Source organism: Niastella yeongjuensis (assembly GCF_900110245.1).
GTDB lineage: Bacteria > Bacteroidota > Bacteroidia > Chitinophagales > Chitinophagaceae > Niastella > Niastella yeongjuensis.
Genome location: NZ_FOCZ01000025.1, coordinates 1 through 17,493, shown reverse-complemented (window position 1 = coordinate 17,493; position 17,493 = coordinate 1). Strand labels below are relative to the sequence as shown.

Annotated in this window: 15 protein-coding genes and 1 riboswitch; of the genes, 8 read left to right on the top strand and 7 right to left on the bottom strand. The window is 43.0% G+C overall.

The features are described from left to right. Window position 1: 1 nt before the first annotated feature. Window positions 2-1,357 (bottom strand): voltage-gated chloride channel family protein, encoded by a 1,356-nt coding sequence (locus tag BMX95_RS33450; protein WP_081202417.1) that lies wholly within the window; start codon window positions 1,355-1,357, stop codon window positions 2-4. Window positions 1,358-1,395: 38 nt separating this feature from the next. Further along, window positions 1,396-1,466, bottom strand: a riboswitch (Fluoride riboswitch). A gap of 182 nt (window positions 1,467-1,648) precedes the next feature. After that, window positions 1,649-2,539, bottom strand: coding sequence for an NAD(P)H-binding protein (locus BMX95_RS33445; RefSeq protein WP_081202418.1), 891 nt, complete (start codon window positions 2,537-2,539; stop codon window positions 1,649-1,651). Between the two features lie 76 nt (window positions 2,540-2,615). On the opposite strand from BMX95_RS33445, the gene BMX95_RS33440 reads away from it, so the two are divergent. Next, window positions 2,616-3,002 carry a winged helix-turn-helix transcriptional regulator gene (locus BMX95_RS33440; protein WP_081202419.1) on the top strand — a complete coding sequence of 129 codons (387 nt, stop codon included), beginning with the start codon at window positions 2,616-2,618 and terminating at the stop codon, window positions 3,000-3,002. 11 nt (window positions 3,003-3,013) lie between these two features. Here BMX95_RS33440 and BMX95_RS33435 read toward each other — a convergent pair whose 3' ends face one another. Then, entirely contained in the window at window positions 3,014-3,787 is a 774-nt protein-coding gene (locus BMX95_RS33435) for a M48 family metalloprotease (protein ID WP_262493604.1), read from the bottom strand. Between the two features lie 672 nt (window positions 3,788-4,459). On the opposite strand from BMX95_RS33435, the gene BMX95_RS33430 reads away from it, so the two are divergent. Continuing rightward, complete coding sequence (locus tag BMX95_RS33430) at window positions 4,460-5,224, top strand: MerR family transcriptional regulator (RefSeq protein WP_081202421.1); 765 nt, start codon at window positions 4,460-4,462, stop codon at window positions 5,222-5,224. 71 nt (window positions 5,225-5,295) lie between these two features. Here the strand turns inward: BMX95_RS33430 and BMX95_RS33425 are convergent, their stop codons facing one another. Both BMX95_RS33425 and BMX95_RS33415 read right to left on the bottom strand, forming a co-directional pair. Continuing rightward, the gene (locus BMX95_RS33425) at window positions 5,296-6,549 is read right to left on the bottom strand and encodes a polysaccharide lyase family 20 protein (RefSeq protein ID WP_081202422.1); all 1,254 of its coding nucleotides are present in this window, start codon (window positions 6,547-6,549) and stop codon (window positions 5,296-5,298) included. A gap of 727 nt (window positions 6,550-7,276) precedes the next feature. Next, window positions 7,277-9,676: an ABC transporter permease gene (locus tag BMX95_RS33415; protein WP_081202424.1), complete on the bottom strand. Its 2,400-nt coding sequence runs from the start codon at window positions 9,674-9,676 to the stop codon at window positions 7,277-7,279. A 369-nt stretch (window positions 9,677-10,045) separates the two neighbouring features. Here BMX95_RS33415 and BMX95_RS33410 point away from each other — a divergent pair, with 369 nt between their 5' ends. Together BMX95_RS33410 and BMX95_RS33405 are read left to right on the top strand one after the other, a co-directional pair. After that, the gene (locus tag BMX95_RS33410; RefSeq protein WP_081202425.1) at window positions 10,046-11,923 is read left to right on the top strand and encodes a StlD/DarB family beta-ketosynthase; all 1,878 of its coding nucleotides are present in this window, start codon (window positions 10,046-10,048) and stop codon (window positions 11,921-11,923) included. Between the two features lie 11 nt (window positions 11,924-11,934). Continuing rightward, complete coding sequence (locus BMX95_RS33405; RefSeq protein WP_081202426.1) at window positions 11,935-12,840, top strand: DUF6999 family protein; 906 nt, start codon at window positions 11,935-11,937, stop codon at window positions 12,838-12,840. Window positions 12,841-12,889: 49 nt separating this feature from the next. Here BMX95_RS33405 and BMX95_RS33400 read toward each other — a convergent pair whose 3' ends face one another. Next, window positions 12,890-13,261 carry a septal ring lytic transglycosylase RlpA family protein gene (locus BMX95_RS33400; protein WP_081202427.1) on the bottom strand — a complete coding sequence of 124 codons (372 nt, stop codon included), beginning with the start codon at window positions 13,259-13,261 and terminating at the stop codon, window positions 12,890-12,892. Between the two features lie 215 nt (window positions 13,262-13,476). Here BMX95_RS33400 and BMX95_RS33395 point away from each other — a divergent pair, with 215 nt between their 5' ends. The 4 genes from BMX95_RS33395 to BMX95_RS33380 all read left to right on the top strand — a co-directional run bounded on the left by BMX95_RS33395 (window position 13,477) and on the right by BMX95_RS33380 (window position 15,663). Next, complete coding sequence (locus tag BMX95_RS33395; RefSeq protein WP_081202428.1) at window positions 13,477-13,725, top strand: short-chain dehydrogenase; 249 nt, start codon at window positions 13,477-13,479, stop codon at window positions 13,723-13,725. Window positions 13,726-13,872: 147 nt separating this feature from the next. Next, window positions 13,873-14,181, top strand: coding sequence for an RNA recognition motif domain-containing protein (locus BMX95_RS33390; RefSeq protein WP_081202429.1), 309 nt, complete (start codon window positions 13,873-13,875; stop codon window positions 14,179-14,181). 91 nt (window positions 14,182-14,272) lie between these two features. After that, window positions 14,273-14,857, top strand: coding sequence for a Crp/Fnr family transcriptional regulator (locus BMX95_RS33385; RefSeq protein WP_081202430.1), 585 nt, complete (start codon window positions 14,273-14,275; stop codon window positions 14,855-14,857). A 71-nt stretch (window positions 14,858-14,928) separates the two neighbouring features. After that, on the top strand, window positions 14,929-15,663 hold the full coding sequence (locus BMX95_RS33380; protein ID WP_081202431.1) for an SDR family oxidoreductase: 735 nt from the start codon (window positions 14,929-14,931) through the stop codon (window positions 15,661-15,663). A gap of 149 nt (window positions 15,664-15,812) precedes the next feature. Here the strand turns inward: BMX95_RS33380 and BMX95_RS33375 are convergent, their stop codons facing one another. Then, window positions 15,813-17,357, bottom strand: a complete 1,545-nt coding sequence (locus BMX95_RS33375; protein WP_081203640.1) for an IS1182 family transposase — start codon at window positions 17,355-17,357, stop codon at window positions 15,813-15,815. Window positions 17,358-17,493 lie beyond the last annotated feature (136 nt).

Below are 17,493 nucleotides of genomic sequence, written 5' to 3'. Positions count from 1 at the left end.
ATCAAAAGAATTTCCTTTTACTGATCCGTTTCTCCCTGATCTGTTTCAACGTTGTATTGGTAGCAGATTCCCCTTCCTGCGTTTTTGATAACCCAACGCGTTGAGATAAATAGATGCCTGTATGGCCACTGAAATAGTAGGCCGTAAAACAGGCAACGGCGTAGTATAAAATGTACTCGCCGCCGAAGAGTTCAACCCCCATAATGGTGCAGGCAACAGGCGTATTGGTGGCGCCGGCAAAAACGGCAATGAAACCCAGTCCGGCCATTAAATCAACAGGGGCACCGGTAAGCACGGCAAGGGCATTCCCCAGTGTAGCGCCAATGAAAAATAATGGGGTTACTTCACCGCCTTTAAAACCCATCCCAAGGGTAATAGCCGTAAACAGGATCTTCCAGAACCAGCTGAAATATCCGGCACCGCCCGGTGTAAATGCAGTTACAATCGATACGCCATTGGGATCAGGGTTGGTGACACCCAGACCGAGATAATCCCGGGTGCCCAACGCAAACGTTAAACCGATAATGATCAAACCGCCGATTACGGGGATCAGCCATTTTATTTTTATAAAGCGATTGCTGTAGTTCCTGATCGTATGAGAGAGTTCAGAAAAAAGATAGCCTGCCATTCCAAATAGAACCCCGGCCAGGATCACTTTGGCCAGTAATAAATAATCAAAATGTAAAAAGGAGATATTGCTGGCGGCCACCGCTTTAAAAGTAATGTGGTATGCGGTATGATGAATGCCATAAGCCGAACAGGTAAAATCGGCCAGTACACTGGCCATAAAACAGGGCAGCAGGGCTTTGTAATTTATGCGGCCGATGGTAAGCACTTCCAATGCAAACAGGGCTCCGGTTACAGGCGTGCCAAACACAGCGCCAAAGCCAGCGGCGATACCGCACATTAATAAGATACTTACATCCTGTTTATTTAATTTGAACAGGCGGCCCAACAGGGCGGCCATACTGCCACCCATTTGTACAGCGGTTCCCTCCCGGCCTGCAGACCCGCCAAACAGGTGCGTGATGATCGTGGTGCCCAGCACCAGGGGCGTCATGCGACTGGGAACACCGCCACCCGGTTCATGAATTTCCTCCATAATGAGGTTGTTGCCAGCCTCTGCATTTTTGCCCAGGTACTTGTACACGGCATAGATCAAAATACCGGCGAGCGGTAATAAATACAACAACCAGCCATGTTGCCAGCGCAGTTCCGAGGCTTTTTCAAGCAGCCATAAAAACAGTGCTACCAGTGAGCCCACAATAAAGGAAACCGGAATGGTCAGGAGCGTCCAGCGAAGCAGGTGATGAAAGATAGTAAGGTGTTCGAAGCGGTTGTTGAGTTTTTTTATCATCCTACAAATAGTTTTTATAGGGCCTTGTAAGCCATTATGTATTTGTAGGCGCCATCAGTCTCGCCAGAGGCGGACGGTTAAGTAGGAAGACACCATTTCCTTGCGCGTAAAAGTAATAAAAATATGATTAACATCAGCACATTTAGGGTGATTTAACGGTGTATCGGACTGTTATAATACAGTAATTTAGTAATACTTACAATTAACAAAGAGTTTTCACTTGCATAAGTGGTTCTAATGGAAGAGTCCCGTCTGTGGGTTTTCAGGCGGGACTATTTTTTTTAACAGGGGTTATTGCTGTGCATTATATACCGCTGCAAACTCCTGGGCAAAGTCTTCGAGTTTTATACTTGCCCATACATCTGGTTTATGCGCATGGAAATCTTCGAACAGAATGCCGCTGTTAATGGCAGTGCCCATCTCTACATACACACTGGCAATTGCTGGTGACATACCGGCTGACGTCATGCCTCCATAGGTTTGCTCATTGGTAAATTGTACCCAGGACAAATCGGGTTTATCGATAGCAGTTCCCAGCACCTTTACAATGTCGGCCACTTCGCGTTCTTCGCTTACTACATAACGAAAGCTTTTGCCTTCAAAGGTGCCCTGCAATTCCTGTGCGGCAGCTGCGGCAATATCCCTTGGGTGTACCATCACTATGGTGGAGGTGCCTGCATAGTTATTACCCATTACACCCATATGGCGGATGGTGCCGATGTCGAAGAAAAAGTTGATATAGAAAAAGCCGGCACGCAAATGTTTGATGGCAACGTCATCGAGCGTGTTCAACGTTTGTTCTACATCATGCATACCTGCAATAGGGCCTGTACCTTCACTTAAATGTGCCCCAATACTGCTTAAGTTTACAACGCGTTTCACTCCTGATGCTTTAATGGCTTCCCGCAGGTTGTTCCCTGTTTCCCGGATGTACTGCCGGTAATTGTTGACAGTCCAGTTAGGTGGAACCATGGTATAGATAACATCTGCTCCTTTGAATGCGTTTGTTAAAAAAGCAACATCCGACACCGAGCCTATGGCTGCCTTGGCGCCAAGTGCTTCAATATTGTTGATCTTTTTGGGGTCGCTGCTGATAATGGTCACTTCATGTCCATTGTTTATCAGGATCTCTGCCAATGGTTTGCTGATATTGCCCAGCGAACCGGTAATGGTGATTTTCATACCAGTTGATTTATTGTTTATGCAAAGCTATCTTTGGGCAAAGATCCATACAAGTACTGACGCCAAAGTAAGTAACATGACAAAAGTTAAAGAACAATCGACCCGTAATCAGAATAAAGGCATCTCAGAACTGGCCTGTCCCATTACTTATGTAATGAACAAGATTGGCGGGAATTGGAAATGCACCATTTTGTACTACCTCATGAGCGGTCCCAAACGCTACAGCGAGTTAAAGAAGTTAATACCTGCTATTACGGAAAAAATGCTGGCGCAACACCTGAAGCAATTGAAAGAAGACAACCTTGTAGCCAAAAAAGAGGAGCAGGAAAAACCGCCCATTACTATTTACAGTTTAACACCGGCTGCCGACGAACTGCGGCCGATCTTACTGGCTATGGCCGAAGGGGGTATTAAGGATAATAAAAAACAATTTCAGCATTTGATGGGGGAGGCAGTATCATAAAGTAGGTGATTTTATTTTCTAAGGCCTTCCAATTTCTCTAGCCTTCTGATCCGATTATGTATCAGGGGATGAGTTGAACGGGTTAGAATATAGAATTGGTCAACCCGTGCAATTGAATTCTCTTCAAGGAATTTTCGTAACAACTGTTTAAGTGGTGGGCCGAACCCCAATTTGTGGGCAAATGCATCCTGGCGGTATTCCGTGTATCGTGAGTTGATTAACCATAAAAAAGAATATACAGCATTAAGCAACCATAGAAAGAGAAGAAAACAAATGACCGCTAACAAGTAATAGAGTATAGCTGATTTGGAAAGAATAAACAGCGTTACAATTACTGCTATCAACAGCGCCAAAAGGCTTTGCCTGGCAAAGCCTGCAATACTGCCCCCCGCAACTTTTAACCCTCTTCTTAGAATACCGGCTACAAAGCCAGGTGGCTGTTTGGCGAAATAATAAGCGAGTAAAGCTGTGCAATCTTTTGTACGCAGGTGTCCCATTTCATGGGCCAGTAATGCACATAATTCTCCGTGAGACAGGTGCTTTATGCAATCCTTCGATACAACAATGGTATGATAACCGGTTGCATAAGCATTCAAACCAGTATTTTCTTCAACACGAAGCCGGTAGTTTTTATTATCATTAGCTTTCTTTTGTACTTCATGCATGGCTGAAACCAGTCGCCGTTCTTCTTCCAGGATAGGTTTTCTTACCTGGTAAAAAAAAAGTTTAATATCGGTAAACCAGTAAACAGCTGAAATGCAAATGATAACCCAACTGGTAATCATTGTGTAAATGATCCAGCTTGGCAATTCAGGTTTTCCTTTTCCCAGAAGGAATATAAGAACATACAATGCTGAAGCCGTAATTAGTGCATAAGTTATTGAGAGAAAAAATTGTACATATTTGCTCATGTGAAAATGGTTAGGTTATTGAATTCGTTTAAAATTGCCTAAAGCGCTACTTATCTATCCTTTAACCTTATTCCGATTTATCGTGTCTGGTGGTATAATAAATCGTTTAACCATGATTGTGCCTGTTATATACAAATATAACATATCCCATTACGAATTGTTTGTTTTTTTCGAATAAAAATGCTGCTGTTTAACTTGCCTATTTCTTCGGGTTTGCGCCCGGTCTGTACCTTAACTTGTTCGGGACTTCTTTTGGTTTTACCGAAGGAAAGCAGGTATTCTCCCAGGGAAGACTCGAAGAAATCCCGAACGAAAATGCCTTAGAGGGCAATTAAACGACTGTCTTTCAATGAAGTATAGTTGTTGGAATGTGTCGGGTGTTTCGTATTTGATTGTTAATCAATTTATATGGTGGTTTTCTCAATCCCATTCCTGATCTAACAAGGGAGATTAAAGTGGGCAGTTTCCCCAAAAAAAATCGCTCTTTTTTCTTGACTCTTACCTTACGTCATACCCTACATTTGTTGCGAGGTATAAATCCAAACGATGGACAACTATTCTGTAAAGAAGCTCTCCCGGCTGGCGGGTGTAAGTGTGCGCACCTTACATCTGTATGACAAGATGGGCTTACTAAAACCTTCTGTACGTACTGCGGCCGGGTACCGGCTTTACGGCGAAAAAGAACTGTTGCGTTTACAACAGATCCTTTTTTATCGTGAACTTGATATTCCATTGAAAGACATCCAGACCATTCTCGATGATCCTGCATTTGATCTGATACAGGCATTGGAAGATCACAAAAAAGCGCTGTTGGCCCGGAAGGAAAGAATAAACACATTGGTTGGTACCATTGAAAAAACATTGGTAACACTAAAAAACAACACTATGTTACAGGTTGAAGATTTATACGAAGGCATACCGCGCGAAAAGATGGAGGCTTATAGAACAGAGGCCATGTCAAAATGGGGCAAACAAACGGTTATAGAAGTGGAAGATACACTTCGCAGTTTCAGTAAGGAAGAAATGGAATCTATGAAAGGCGAACTAAACGAGTTGACCGGCCGGCTGGCAGCACTCATGACCGGCGACCCGGCCAGTAAGGAGGTGCAGGCATGCATAGCCCGGCGATACCAGATCATTCTTCGGCTAACCGGAGGAAAGATAGAATTAGGTAAACTGGAATATTTTAGAAAGCTGGGGGAACTGTATGTGGCTGACAATCGCTACACCCCGGTGAATGGAATGCCCAGTATGGAGCTGGCGCTTTTTATAAAAGAGGCCACTGATCATTATATTAAATCGCAGCAATAAATTTTAAAAAAGGCTGTCCCGATACAAAATCGGGCAGCCTTTTTTAACCCATCTTTATTAATTACTTAAAGCTATTTTGAAAACGTAAAGCTGATGGTCTTTGAAGTACCGGCTATACCTTTTGAATCATAAGGAGTTGCTTTCAATGTATAAGTGCCAGGCGCAGGTGGGTTCCAGTTGCCATACCAGTAATTACCATTTCTATCATCACCGTGCAGTGTATAAGGTGTTGCAACATCAGTATAGGTTTTACTTTGTGTTCCGCTTAACTCAAACTTTACATTAGTAATAGTACCGGATGTAACCGCACGAATATTTGCTTTTGCCAGTTTCAAAGCACTCAGGCTGATTGTTGAACCGCTTGAAATAGTTAGTACATCCTTTTCTGTATCTGCATTTACCAGTACCAATGACGTAACGCTAATGGGTGCTGGTGGTTGTTCGTTTGAGGATGAGGAACCACTGCCGCCAACGGGCAACATATCGGTAAGGGAAGCTAATGCACTGCCGTATTTAATATCATCGAAATACAATACTCTCAGCGTGGTAGTTGTAGTTTTTGTGCCATTCCAGTCCGATTTGTAAATACCCATTTTCCAGTTAGGAAGGTGGAAGTCACCGGTAAGCGCATACATGTTTGCACCCCTGCGTGTTACAATCTTTTGGCCATCTTTCCAAACTTCGATCAGGCCATCAGAACCTGATGAGTGGATAATATGATATACATAAGTATGCCATTTGTCTTTTTCAACTACACCAAGATCTGTTTTGGCGCCGTCAAGTGTTCGCATGTAAATATGCCCTAACTGTACACGCAAAGCAATGGCCGGGGTAATGCCACCACCACCATGCCATTGGCTGATAACTTCATCATATTTTTCATCTTTGTACTGCGCGCTGGGCATATACAACGCATAGGAATACCAGAAATTATTGGTTAAAGGTGTTGGGAAAGATATCTCGGTCCTTGTACCTCCCTTGGTTTCCGGATCGGTAGCCCTCAATTCAAAACGAGCTGATCTTGTTCCATTAAAGGCCTGATTTGTTGAGGCCGCCATGCCATAACTTGTGGCAGTCTGTTTACTACAAAGGGTATTTAAAAAACTGCTTCCGTCTGAAGTTTCCTGCCAGATCAAACTTCCTAATCCGAGTATTGATTTTGTTGACACCATTTCGGTACTTGCAGAACCATCATCTATAAGGGGTTCTATGGGGTCAGTTAAATTCTTTTGACAGGCAGCCAAGGTAGTAAGCATAAGGGTAACGGATAGTACGCGCTTATTGCTACGAAATAAATTGTCTCTTTTGAACCCTGATTTTTTCATTGTAGGTTATTTTTCAGATTTTAAAAAGGTTTTTATTGTCGGTTTACTTTGTTAATGCATAGAACTTCCCTTTCACGTTACAGTTGCTTTTTAAAAAAGACTGTAATGTGTTAACAGATTGCCGCATCGGGACAGGTAATTGTTTTGATCTTTCTATCTACTTTCCGGTGCCCCGGAAAGCCAAGGCTCAGATTTCATAGCGTACTGATGATTATATCACACAACAATACTGTTATACAGCGCTGGTTTGTTGTGTCCAGACCTGCATTTGGTGGGTATCACAGTGTAGTAAATCCCATTTAACTGGTATTTACTTATTTACAAATATTCACTTTAACTGAATTGTAAATAATCGCTAAGCCATACCGATGATTTGAAGTGAATCATGAAACACAGTTAATGAAACCATGTCGCTATTCCTAACGGTGGCTGTTCTTCCAAACTGTATGGTTGAGATTATTACTGGCCGCGCGGAACTGCATGTCAGCGCGCCTTTTGGAGCGATAGTACGAATTGTTAGTTTTCCTGTATTTAGCACGGATGTAAAGATGCTGATGACATCTTTGGAGATTCTTCTAAGACTGTTCATCATAAGGATATTTTGGTTTTCAAAAAGTATTTGAGCGAATCAAGCACAAACATGGTGCCTGATTCGCTCAGATACTACAATTTTAGAAGAATTAGACATTTGTCAAATGCTCAAACCCTATTGTGTCATTTCTGTTTTTTATTCCGTTCTCAAACTTTGCGCAGGATTGGCCAGTGCGGCTTTTATAGCCTGTACACTTAACGTAGCAAAAGCTATGATCAATGAAATGATCCCGGCCAGGGCAAACATCCACCATTGCAATGGGATGCGGTAGGCAAAATCTTCCAGCCATTTATTCGAGATCAACCAGGACACAGGCACTGCCAGCATCAGGGAAATGATCACCACCTGTAACAAACTTTTGGTTAACAGCAGTACCGTGTTTTGAACACTTGCTCCCAGCACTTTACGAATGCCAATTTCTTTTACTCTTTTTCCAACCGTAAAAGTGATGAGGCCAAATAAACCCAAACACGAGATCACTATAGTGAGAATAGTGAACCCCAGCAATACCTTTCCCTGCTTTTGTTCCGCATCGTATTGGGCGGCAAAATTCTGATCGAGGAAATTATATTCAAACGGAGAAGCCGCATCGAATTTTCTAAAGGTATTCTCAATATATTCTATGGTTTGCCCTTGATTGCGGTCATCAATTCTTGCGTAGATATTATCCCGGTCGGCCGATTCACGGGGAAGTTCCATGATCATGGGGCCAATCTGATGCTGCAGGGAATATATATGAAAATCTTTTACCACACCGATAATTGGGGCCGCAATGGTTTTGTTGGTGGTGTCCCTGCTTTTAGTAGTAGTACCTCTTGAAATTCTTTTACCCATGGCCGATGCCCAGCCCTGCTTTTTTACAAATGCTTCATTCACTATTACACTGTTGCTGTCAGATGCGATATCTTTCGAGTAGTTACGTCCTTCCAGTAATTTGATCTGCATGGCTGGAATAAAATCTGGATCAATAGTTATATAGTAGGCCAGGTTGCTATGGTTATCAAACACCCCATCCTTTTCTATGCTGTAGTCAGTCATGCCGATGTTATTATTCCCGATGGGATTGCTTGCTGTGGCTACAGACTTCACCATGGGATTTTGTAATAAGGCAGCGCGAAGCGCATCTGCCTGTTTACGGGCAGACCTTGAATCGAGGTGAAAGGTGAGCAGTTGCTTTTTGTTGAACCCGAGATCGGAACTCTTCATAAAATTCAACTGCAAATAAATGATGAGTGAGGTAGTGATCATCACTACGGTTATGGCAAACTGAAAAAGCACCAGGCTTTTCCGGAAGATGGTTTGTCCTTTTACATCACCCAGCTGGTTTTTCAATGCCGGAATAGTTTTGAACCTCGACAGGAAAAAAGCCGGATACCAGCCTCCAATGAAGCCGGTAACAAAACAAAAGGCGAATATGCACAGCAGTGTTTGGGGAATCCCGAATTGCCAGATGGATAATTGTTTGCCGGTAACATAATTGAACAAAGGCATGGTTACTATTACCAGCAACAGGCTGATGGCGGCGGAACAAAGTATGGTTATGAACGATTCGGTTAAAAAAAGTCCAATCAGGTTTTTTCCGTCTGAACCGATTATCTTTCTAACGGCCACCTCCCGCAATCGAACGGTAGCCCGGGCAGTGGTGATATTGATATAATTGATGAGGGCAATAAGCAATACCAGCAAACCTACGATCGAGATCACGTAAGTGTATTTGATGTCGTGATTGTCGCTTAATTCGTATGCCAGGTGCGATTGTAAATGGATGGAAGTTAAGGGTTGCAGTTCCAGTGTGTATTGAATACTTGCTGCATTGGTGGAAAGATATTTTATCACAAAGGCCGGCATCTTGGCGCGAAGCCGGTCGACGGCTGCATTTTTCTTTAACAGAATATAGGTGTAGGCTTCCAGCACATTCCAGTCGGCTTTAAAGCCGGGAGGGATGGGCCGTATAGCCTGAAATGTAAGATGAGAGTTATCTGGTACATCATCGATAACCCCGGTAACTGTAAGCAGGTCTTTATCCAGTTTTACCATTTTATTGAGTGCCGATGTAGGATCGGGAAACATTTTGGCAGCCAGGGACCTGGTTAATACAATACTGTTGGGCTTTTCCAAAGCAGTTGCACTGCCTGCCAGGAAGTGCCAGGTAAAAGTGGTAAAGAAAGAAGGATCTGATAAATAGATATTACCTTCTTTTATTGTTTTATCCTCGTATGAAAGAATACCGCCGCCTTCGGCGTATATGCGAACAGCGTCTTCCACTTCGGGAAAATCTTTTTTCATGGCGGCTGCGGTCAACCCCGAGGTGCCGGTGATGTCGAATTTTTCAGTGCCCCATTTTCCGTGTGACACGATCCGGTAGATGCGGCCGGAATTTTCATGGTACCGGTCGTAGCTCACTTCATGCGCCACAAAAAGCGCGATCAGCCAAACAGCTGCAAAACTCAGCGCCAGTCCTGAGATATTAATAAAAGAAAAGATGGAATATCTTCTTAAGTTCCGCCAGGCAGTTATGAAGTAGTTTTTTAACATAAAAAGACATGCTTTCTTCAAATGAAGCGTATACCAGGCCAAATTAGTATCTATGTAGTAATCAGGCAATTAATGGCGTTGAACCCGCCCAAAATGTTCGTTTTTGCAAAGCTACTGTGCGGTTATGATACAATCAGATAAAAGAGGTCATTATGTTGGTCAGCTCGCCATTACTTTCCCTTCTTGTTCATCCCTTGATGCACCTACTCTGTAATTCAACGCCGCAGTTGTTCCACAGGTCACATCAATTGTAACACCGGTTATTCCCGCAGCCATATCAGAAGCTTTTCCCCGACTTATGTGGGTATATTCTTTAATAAGACCTGCATAAATACCTGCACAGCAGCGTTAATAAACATATTTTGAAATATGAGTTCCCTAAACCCCGTTTACATTACGGCCGCCGGTGCGTATTTGCCTGGTGCGTCCATCTCAAATGACGAAGTTGAAGAGTACCTGGGCTACCTGTTTGGCAAACCTTCCCGCACCAAACAAAAAATGCTTAAACAAAATGGAATTACTACCCGCTATTACGCCCTCGATAAAAATCAGCAAACTACCCATACCGTAAGTGGTATGACGGCTGCTGCTATTCAAAGTTGTTTACAAAAAGCCGGAGTGGCTAAAAATGAGATTGAATTTTTATCGGCTGCTACCACGCAAGGCGATCTGCCGGTGCCTGGTTTTGCCAGCATGGTACACGCCGATGCTCAACTGAACCAATGTGAAATTGCCAGTCACCAGAGTGTTTGCGCTGCCGGTATGATGGCTATTAAAAATGCCTGGCTGCATATGAGGACCTGCGAAGCCGATAAGGCAATTGCCTGTGCCGGTGAATTACCCAGCCGGATGTTTAAAGCCCAACGTTTCGAACAGCAGGCCATAGTTAAGGAAAAGAGCCAGCTTGACCTGGAAACCGATTTCCTGCGCTGGATGTTATCGGATGGGGCAGGGGCCCTGTTGCTGGAAAACCAGCCTGCGCGTCACCAGTTTAGTTTGCAGATCGATTGGATAGATCTTCGCTCACATGCCCATTTGTACGATGTATGCATGTACGCTGGTAAGAATAAGAACAATGGAAAAGAAAGCTGGATCGATTATAATTCTTTCAGTGAAGCTGATAACGATGCGGCTATAAACCTGAAGCAGGACCTGAAGATAGTGCACAATATCGTGCACCTGGGCGTAAAGCATTTCTTTAATTTGATCGATGAAGGCCGCATTGATCCCGGTCAGCTGGATTGGTTGCTGTGCCACTATTCTTCTGAATACTTCAGGCCGCAGATCGTAGACCTGTTGCAGAAAGGCGGTTGTACCATTCCGCCTGAAAAATGGTTTACGAACCTGCATAGCAAGGGAAATGTTGGGGCTGCTTCTATCTTCCTGATGTTAGAAGAATTGTTGTATTCGGGCAAGCTAAAGGCCGGACAAAAATTGATATGTATGGTGCCGGAAAGCGGCCGCTTTATTACCTCTTTTATGCAGTTAACGGTGGTAGCGCCTGCGTCGGCTGCGGCTGCACTTTCCATTCATGCCAGCGATGTTATTGAAGCACCCGTAATTCGTACCAGTGGTCTGCCGGTACAGGAATGGCTGGTGCGGCAACTTACTTCGGTTTGGGTTGATTTTGAATCGTCATTACGACAAGTACCTATTGTACAAAAGATCTATAATGGTTCGCTCAGCCTGGAAGATTATAAATTACTGTTGGTGAACCTGCGGCAACAGGTAATTGACGGTTCTCAATGGATTGCCCGGGCTGCTTCCAATATTACGATTGAATATTTTGATATCCGCTCTGCCTTTATCACCCATTCGCGGGATGAGCACCGCGATTACCAGATCCTGGAAAAGAATTATCTCGCCTGTGGTGGCACTTATGAAGAACTGCGCCAGGGAGAAAAGAATATCGGCAGCGAAGCGTTGAGCGCTTTTATGTTTCATAAGGCCAGTCAGCCCAATCCATTCGATCTGCTCGGCGGTATGTTTATTATAGAGGGACTGGGGAACAGGCTGGCAGGCAAATGGGGTCGTGCCATTCAGGAACAATTGCAATTACACGATGACCAGGTTTCGTTCTTTATTTATCACGAAACAAGCGATGCCAATGACAACCACTTCGAGCGTTTTGAAAAGGCCATACAATCTGAACTGTTACAGGAAGCCATAGCTGCCAGAATTGTTAAAACCGCAAAAATAACCGCGCGCCTGTATGCCATGCAATTGCAGGAGCTGGGCAATTACTAAAACCAATTTCTATGTTACACAAACGTGAATACTTCGAGCAACTGGAAAACAATCCCCGCGACCCCAGTCACTGGCATGCCCTGTTTCTCGATAAAAGCATTCCGTTCAGCCCCGATGCCAAAGCGGCTTTCCTGTACGATAGCAGCCGCAAAACAAAACAATTCCTGTATCCTTTTGTGAGGGTGTTTGCGCGGCTCGGCATCATGTTGCTGCAGATCTTCAAAGCTATTATGCCGAATGTGATCAATGCGCCAAAGATGTTGCACAAGAGCCTGTACATTGGGATGAAATATTTTATTTCCCCGGAGGCGAACTACCTCATCCTACGCCATTTTGTATTGGGTTCTGAAGTATTGCGATTCATAAAAGACAATGTGCATAATATTGAGGATATTCCTATGCACCCGTTAAAGCCGATGGACCTGAATGCGGTTAAGGATAACCTGTTCCTGCAACATGACCTGAATCTGTACAATTTTATTATCAACCTGAATAATGCCATGGCTAAAAAAGGGGTTGCCATTCAAAAGGTGGAGCAACCTAATTTCAGCGCCATTACTACGGATGACAATTTTCCATTTGCACCTTTCCGTGACAAATGGACCAATTGCCTTGATTTGGCCAATGCCATCGAGATCTTCACCCCGGTATACCAGTTCTTTTTAACCGACAATGATTTCTGGCGCGCCTCTAATTCATTGCAATTAGACGAGGTGATTGGGCTGTATGCGGCCACCATCTTAAACTGTCCGGAAAAACTGGTTGCATTGAATAATAAACATCCCATGGTGCCATTGCCTACTACTTCTGCTGCTTTTCGGCTTACGCTGCATGGCTTGTCTACAGAAGTGTTGCATGGATTGCTGGTACAAAAGAAACTGGAGGCAGAAAAAGCAATCTCAATGAATTATAATTAATAAAAAAAGCTCTTCCCTGGCTCCCCATTGGGGGGAGGTTGGTGGGGGACTATTTCTTTTTGCGTTTATAACTGATTTTGACATTCGCTACGCCGGCATTTACTATATCGAGTTTGTTGGCAGCTTTTTTCGAAACGTCGATGATACGGCCGGCGGCAAATGGCCCGCGGTCATTAACGGTAACGGTTACGGAACGGCCATTGGCTACGTTTGTCACTTTTACTTTTGTGCCAAAGGGAAGCGTTCGGTGCGCGGCGGTCATTTTATCCTGATCGAATTTTTCACCGCTGGCGGTTGGGCGGCCCTCAAACTTATCAGCATAAAAGGAACCCTTGCCTGATTCGGTTATTTTACGGGCACAGGACGATAAAGAAAGTACAATTGTGGCGGCAAATACCAACTGGCGGATGTCCATTTTCATTGGTTGAATTTTTAGGAAGATTGGCAAATATACAGCTAATATGCATATAATGAACGAGTTAGCGTGTTTTCGCCTTCTGGTTAATAAAAGTTACCTTTGCACCACTTATTTTTCGTCCCTGCACCTATCTTGATTGAATTCCCATTCAAAATCTGTGAAGGTAAGATCGTAAGCATGAAGAGTGTATTTAGCACTTTTCATTTAAATACTTTAATATGACATCAGAGCAAATTGAGAAATTCCTGGAGAAGAACACCGAAAATGCCCCCGTAAAAGTGAGCTTTAAAACACGGAATCCGGTAGTAGGTTTGTTTATTACTACAGGTGATTACACTGAATTGAAGGCAAAAAACTTCTGGCGTATTGTTGGCGAAGCCAATCTGGAAAGATATTATAAATCGAAAGATCAAAGTCTTGCACGGATCTTCAGTGGTACAGATATGACAAAGTTATCTGCGCTTTAATGCTATTAAAAGGTTATCTTTAATACCAACGATTGAGACTTACAGCACTAAGTAATTGAAACGATCTTTACAGGTTTTTGTAACTTTTCGCTTTTTTCTACTTTTTGTTAGTGCTCAGTTTATTTTTAATATTTTTAATTTAATCGTATGAACCTGTATGTTTCAAACCTGAGTTTTCAGGTAAATGATGATGACTTATTGCAATTATTTACTCCATATGGTCAGGTTACTTCTGCAAAAGTAATCTTAGACAGAGAAACCGGCAGATCGCGTGGTTTTGGATTTGTGGAAATGCCAGTAGATGAAGAGGCTAGAAAAGCCATAAAAGAACTGGAAGGAAAACCAGTTGAAGGAAGATCTTTATCTGTTTCTGAAGCAAGACCAAAGACCGACAACCGTAATTCATTCTCCGGTGGTGGTCGCGGCAACTCTGGTGGCCGTAACAACAGATGGTAGTAAAATACTAAAGTCTTAAAAGCCATCCCGACTGTACAGTCGCGGATGGCTTTGTTTTTTAATTGCTACATTTGATTTCGATCTCATTTATATGAACAACGATCCGGCACTTCCCTTACTTCGTTTTTTGCAATTGTTTCGTAGCGTAACTGACACCGAACAGGCGCTTATCAGGGAACACCTGCAGCCACGATCTGTAAAAGCCGGAGAAGTGTTGCTGCAAATGGGCGATAAAGCCCGGGAATATTTTTTTATTGCACAGGGAGTTTTGAAGATCACTACCTCCAACGAAAAAGGAAACTCCGTTACCCAGTTCTTTTTAAAGGAAAACCAGTTTTGCACCATCCTGAACAGCTTTCTCAATAATGTGCCTGCCCATGAATGTATCGTAGCCGCCTGCGATGGAGAGCTGCTCGTTTTTTCAAAAGCCAAATTGTTGAATCTATATAAAAAGCTGCCCTGGCTATCGGATTTGATCGGCAGTATTTCGCAACAAACCCTGCTGGATAAAATACAGATCAGGAATTCTTACATGGGCGAAGATGCCACTACCCGTTACAAGAAATTTATTACGCGGCAATCAGATGTTGCCTTGCGTGTTCCCCTGAGTGATGTAGCTTCTTATTTGGGTATTACGCAACAATCGTTAAGCCGCATTCGCAAAAATATCCGCTAGTATTATTTACCATTTGGTAAATCCCAGGCAAACAGGTGTTGGGAACTTTGTATCCATAAAACAGTTAAACAATGGATACAGTAACACAAACATTGGCAGGTAAACAGGTGCTTATCCTGGGTGGAAGTTCAGGTTTAGGGCTTGCCACAGCCAAAGCTGCAGCCAATGCAGGCGCCTCGGTAATGATCGTTTCAGGTAATCAACAAAATATTGACAAAGCACTGAAAGAACTGCCGGCCGGAAGCAAAGGTTATGCAGTCGATCTTCGCAAGGAAGAAAACATCAAAGCGTTTTTTGAGCAAAGCAGTGAATTCGATCATTTAGTATACACCGCTGGTGAAAACCTTCGGTTTATCACTTTAAACGATATGGACATTGATAAAGCCAAAGAATTTTTCACACTCCGGTACTGGAGCGCATTGGCGGTTGTAAAATATGGGGTTGCCAAAATAAGAAAAGGTGGATCAATAGGACTGATCAGTGGTATTGTAAGTCAGCGGCCAGGCGCCGGCTGGTCATTAGCTGCCAGCATTTGCGGTGCTGTTGAAGCTTTTGGTCGTGCCATGGCTATAGAACTGGCGCCCATTCGCGTAAACGTGGTTGTAGCAGGTGTAACAAAAACCAATTTGTGGAATAGCCTGTCAGAAACTGATAGAAATAATCTGTATAGTGCAGTAAGCAATTCACTACTGGTAAAGCGGGTAGGAGAAGCGGAAGAAATTGCACAGACATTTTTATTCCTGATGCATAATCAATTTGCCACCGGACAAACCTTTACCATCGATGGCGGCACAGTACTGGTATAATTGCGACAGTGAAGGCGTCTCAAAAGTAAGAGGCGCCTTTTTTCTGTTTTATGGCGATGTATAGAGCGTAATAGAATTGAAGTAAGATTTTCTTAAAGTAGATGTTTTCGGAAGATATTTTTAAAAAGTTCGAAGTGATTCAAGGGCTTTTAGGCCGCCTTCTTCCTTAAGTTGTGTGCGAGTGCCAGTAAACCGGTTTCAACTGCTACCTTTTCTTTACCTCGTAGCATGAAGCGTTTAAAATTATGATTATATTTAATATTTGCGAACACAGGTTCTGTGTCGAAGCAACGCTGTTTGCGTTTTTGGATGCCTCGTTTACTCTTTAATCGCTTTTCCGCTTTTTCTTTGAGGCGTTGGTTGTTAAGGCTGACCTCTATTATTCGATCACCTTTTTGCCCGTGACAGGTTCCATATAAAAAGCAGCCTTCACAGTTTGAAGCCTTATATTTATCTATCACTTTTGGATAGCCTGTTTTTGTTTCTTCAATCGTCCAACCAACATGTTTCATTGGTTCGCCTATTGGGCAAAGGTATTGGTTGTTCTGTTCTTCATAGATAAGCTTATCTATACTAAATGGAGTTTTATTACGGATTGTTTCATTCTGCATCCGGTCAAACTGGTTGTGCTTCACATAAGCTGTGATGCGCTTTTTTTCCAGCCATTGATAATTCTCTTCACTTCCATAACCTGCATCAGCGGTAACGTTATTGGGCTTTTGTTTGAAGTTGCTTATGTGTTGGCTAAGATGGTCAATCAGGGTATTAGTATCAGTAGTGTTTTGATGGATACTGTAAGAGGCTATGTATTGATTATTAGTACTGATCTGGACGTTATAGGCTGGTTTTAACTGGCCATTTTTCATATGGTCTTCTTTCATGCGCATGAAGGTGGCGTCCTTATCTGTTTTGCTATAACTGTTTCTTTGCTCACCCATTGTTTTTTCCTGCTCTTCATATTTATCCAGGTTGGCTGGCCAGTTCTTTTTTGCATAGTTTAATTTTTGCCTTTTGTCTTTGGCTATTTTCTTATCCTTAAGCGCAGCATTAATCGCATCTACGGTCCGGGTAACACTTTCTGAATCTATTTTGTCAAAGCCCGATGGATCTGTATCATCTAATTCTGAGGCTGCAACAGACTTGGCATATTGCCACAATTCATTTAATTGCTGTTTTATTTTCTCCCTGTTATGTTTGATTGTATTGCCCCATACAAATGTATACCGGTTGGCATTGGCTTCTATCTTAGTACCGTCTGTGTATAAATCTTTGATACTCAGTAGTCCTTCGTCACATAACAATAAGACAACCTGAGTAAAGATGGGTTGTAAAGTTTTTTGAAGACGTTGTCCGCGGAAGCGATTGATAGTATTGTGATCAGGGGTGCTCATGCCCGCTAACCACATGAAGTTTATATTCTGTGATACTGCTTCTTCAATTTTACGGCTACTGTAAATGTTATTGATATATCCATATACCAGCACTTTGAGCAGCATGCGGGGATGGTAACTGCTGGTACCACCAGGTTTGTACTGTTTGATCAACTCACTTATATCCACCTTCTCCAACACTTCGTTTACAACCCGAACTGGATGATTAGCTGCAATCATCTCATTTAAATCAGGCGGAAGTAACATCGCCTGGTTCTGGAAGTTGCTTTTAAATACAACCGATAATGTTTTTCCTCTTGCCATACCCTTAAAAACAACAAAACCAGTTCTTATTACTAATCCCTAAGAAGCTTTAGTTATACAGTGCTTTTGTGGATAAACACGCCTTAAAAACTGAAAATGAAAAAAGGCCGCCTCAAATTACTTTTGAGACAGCCTC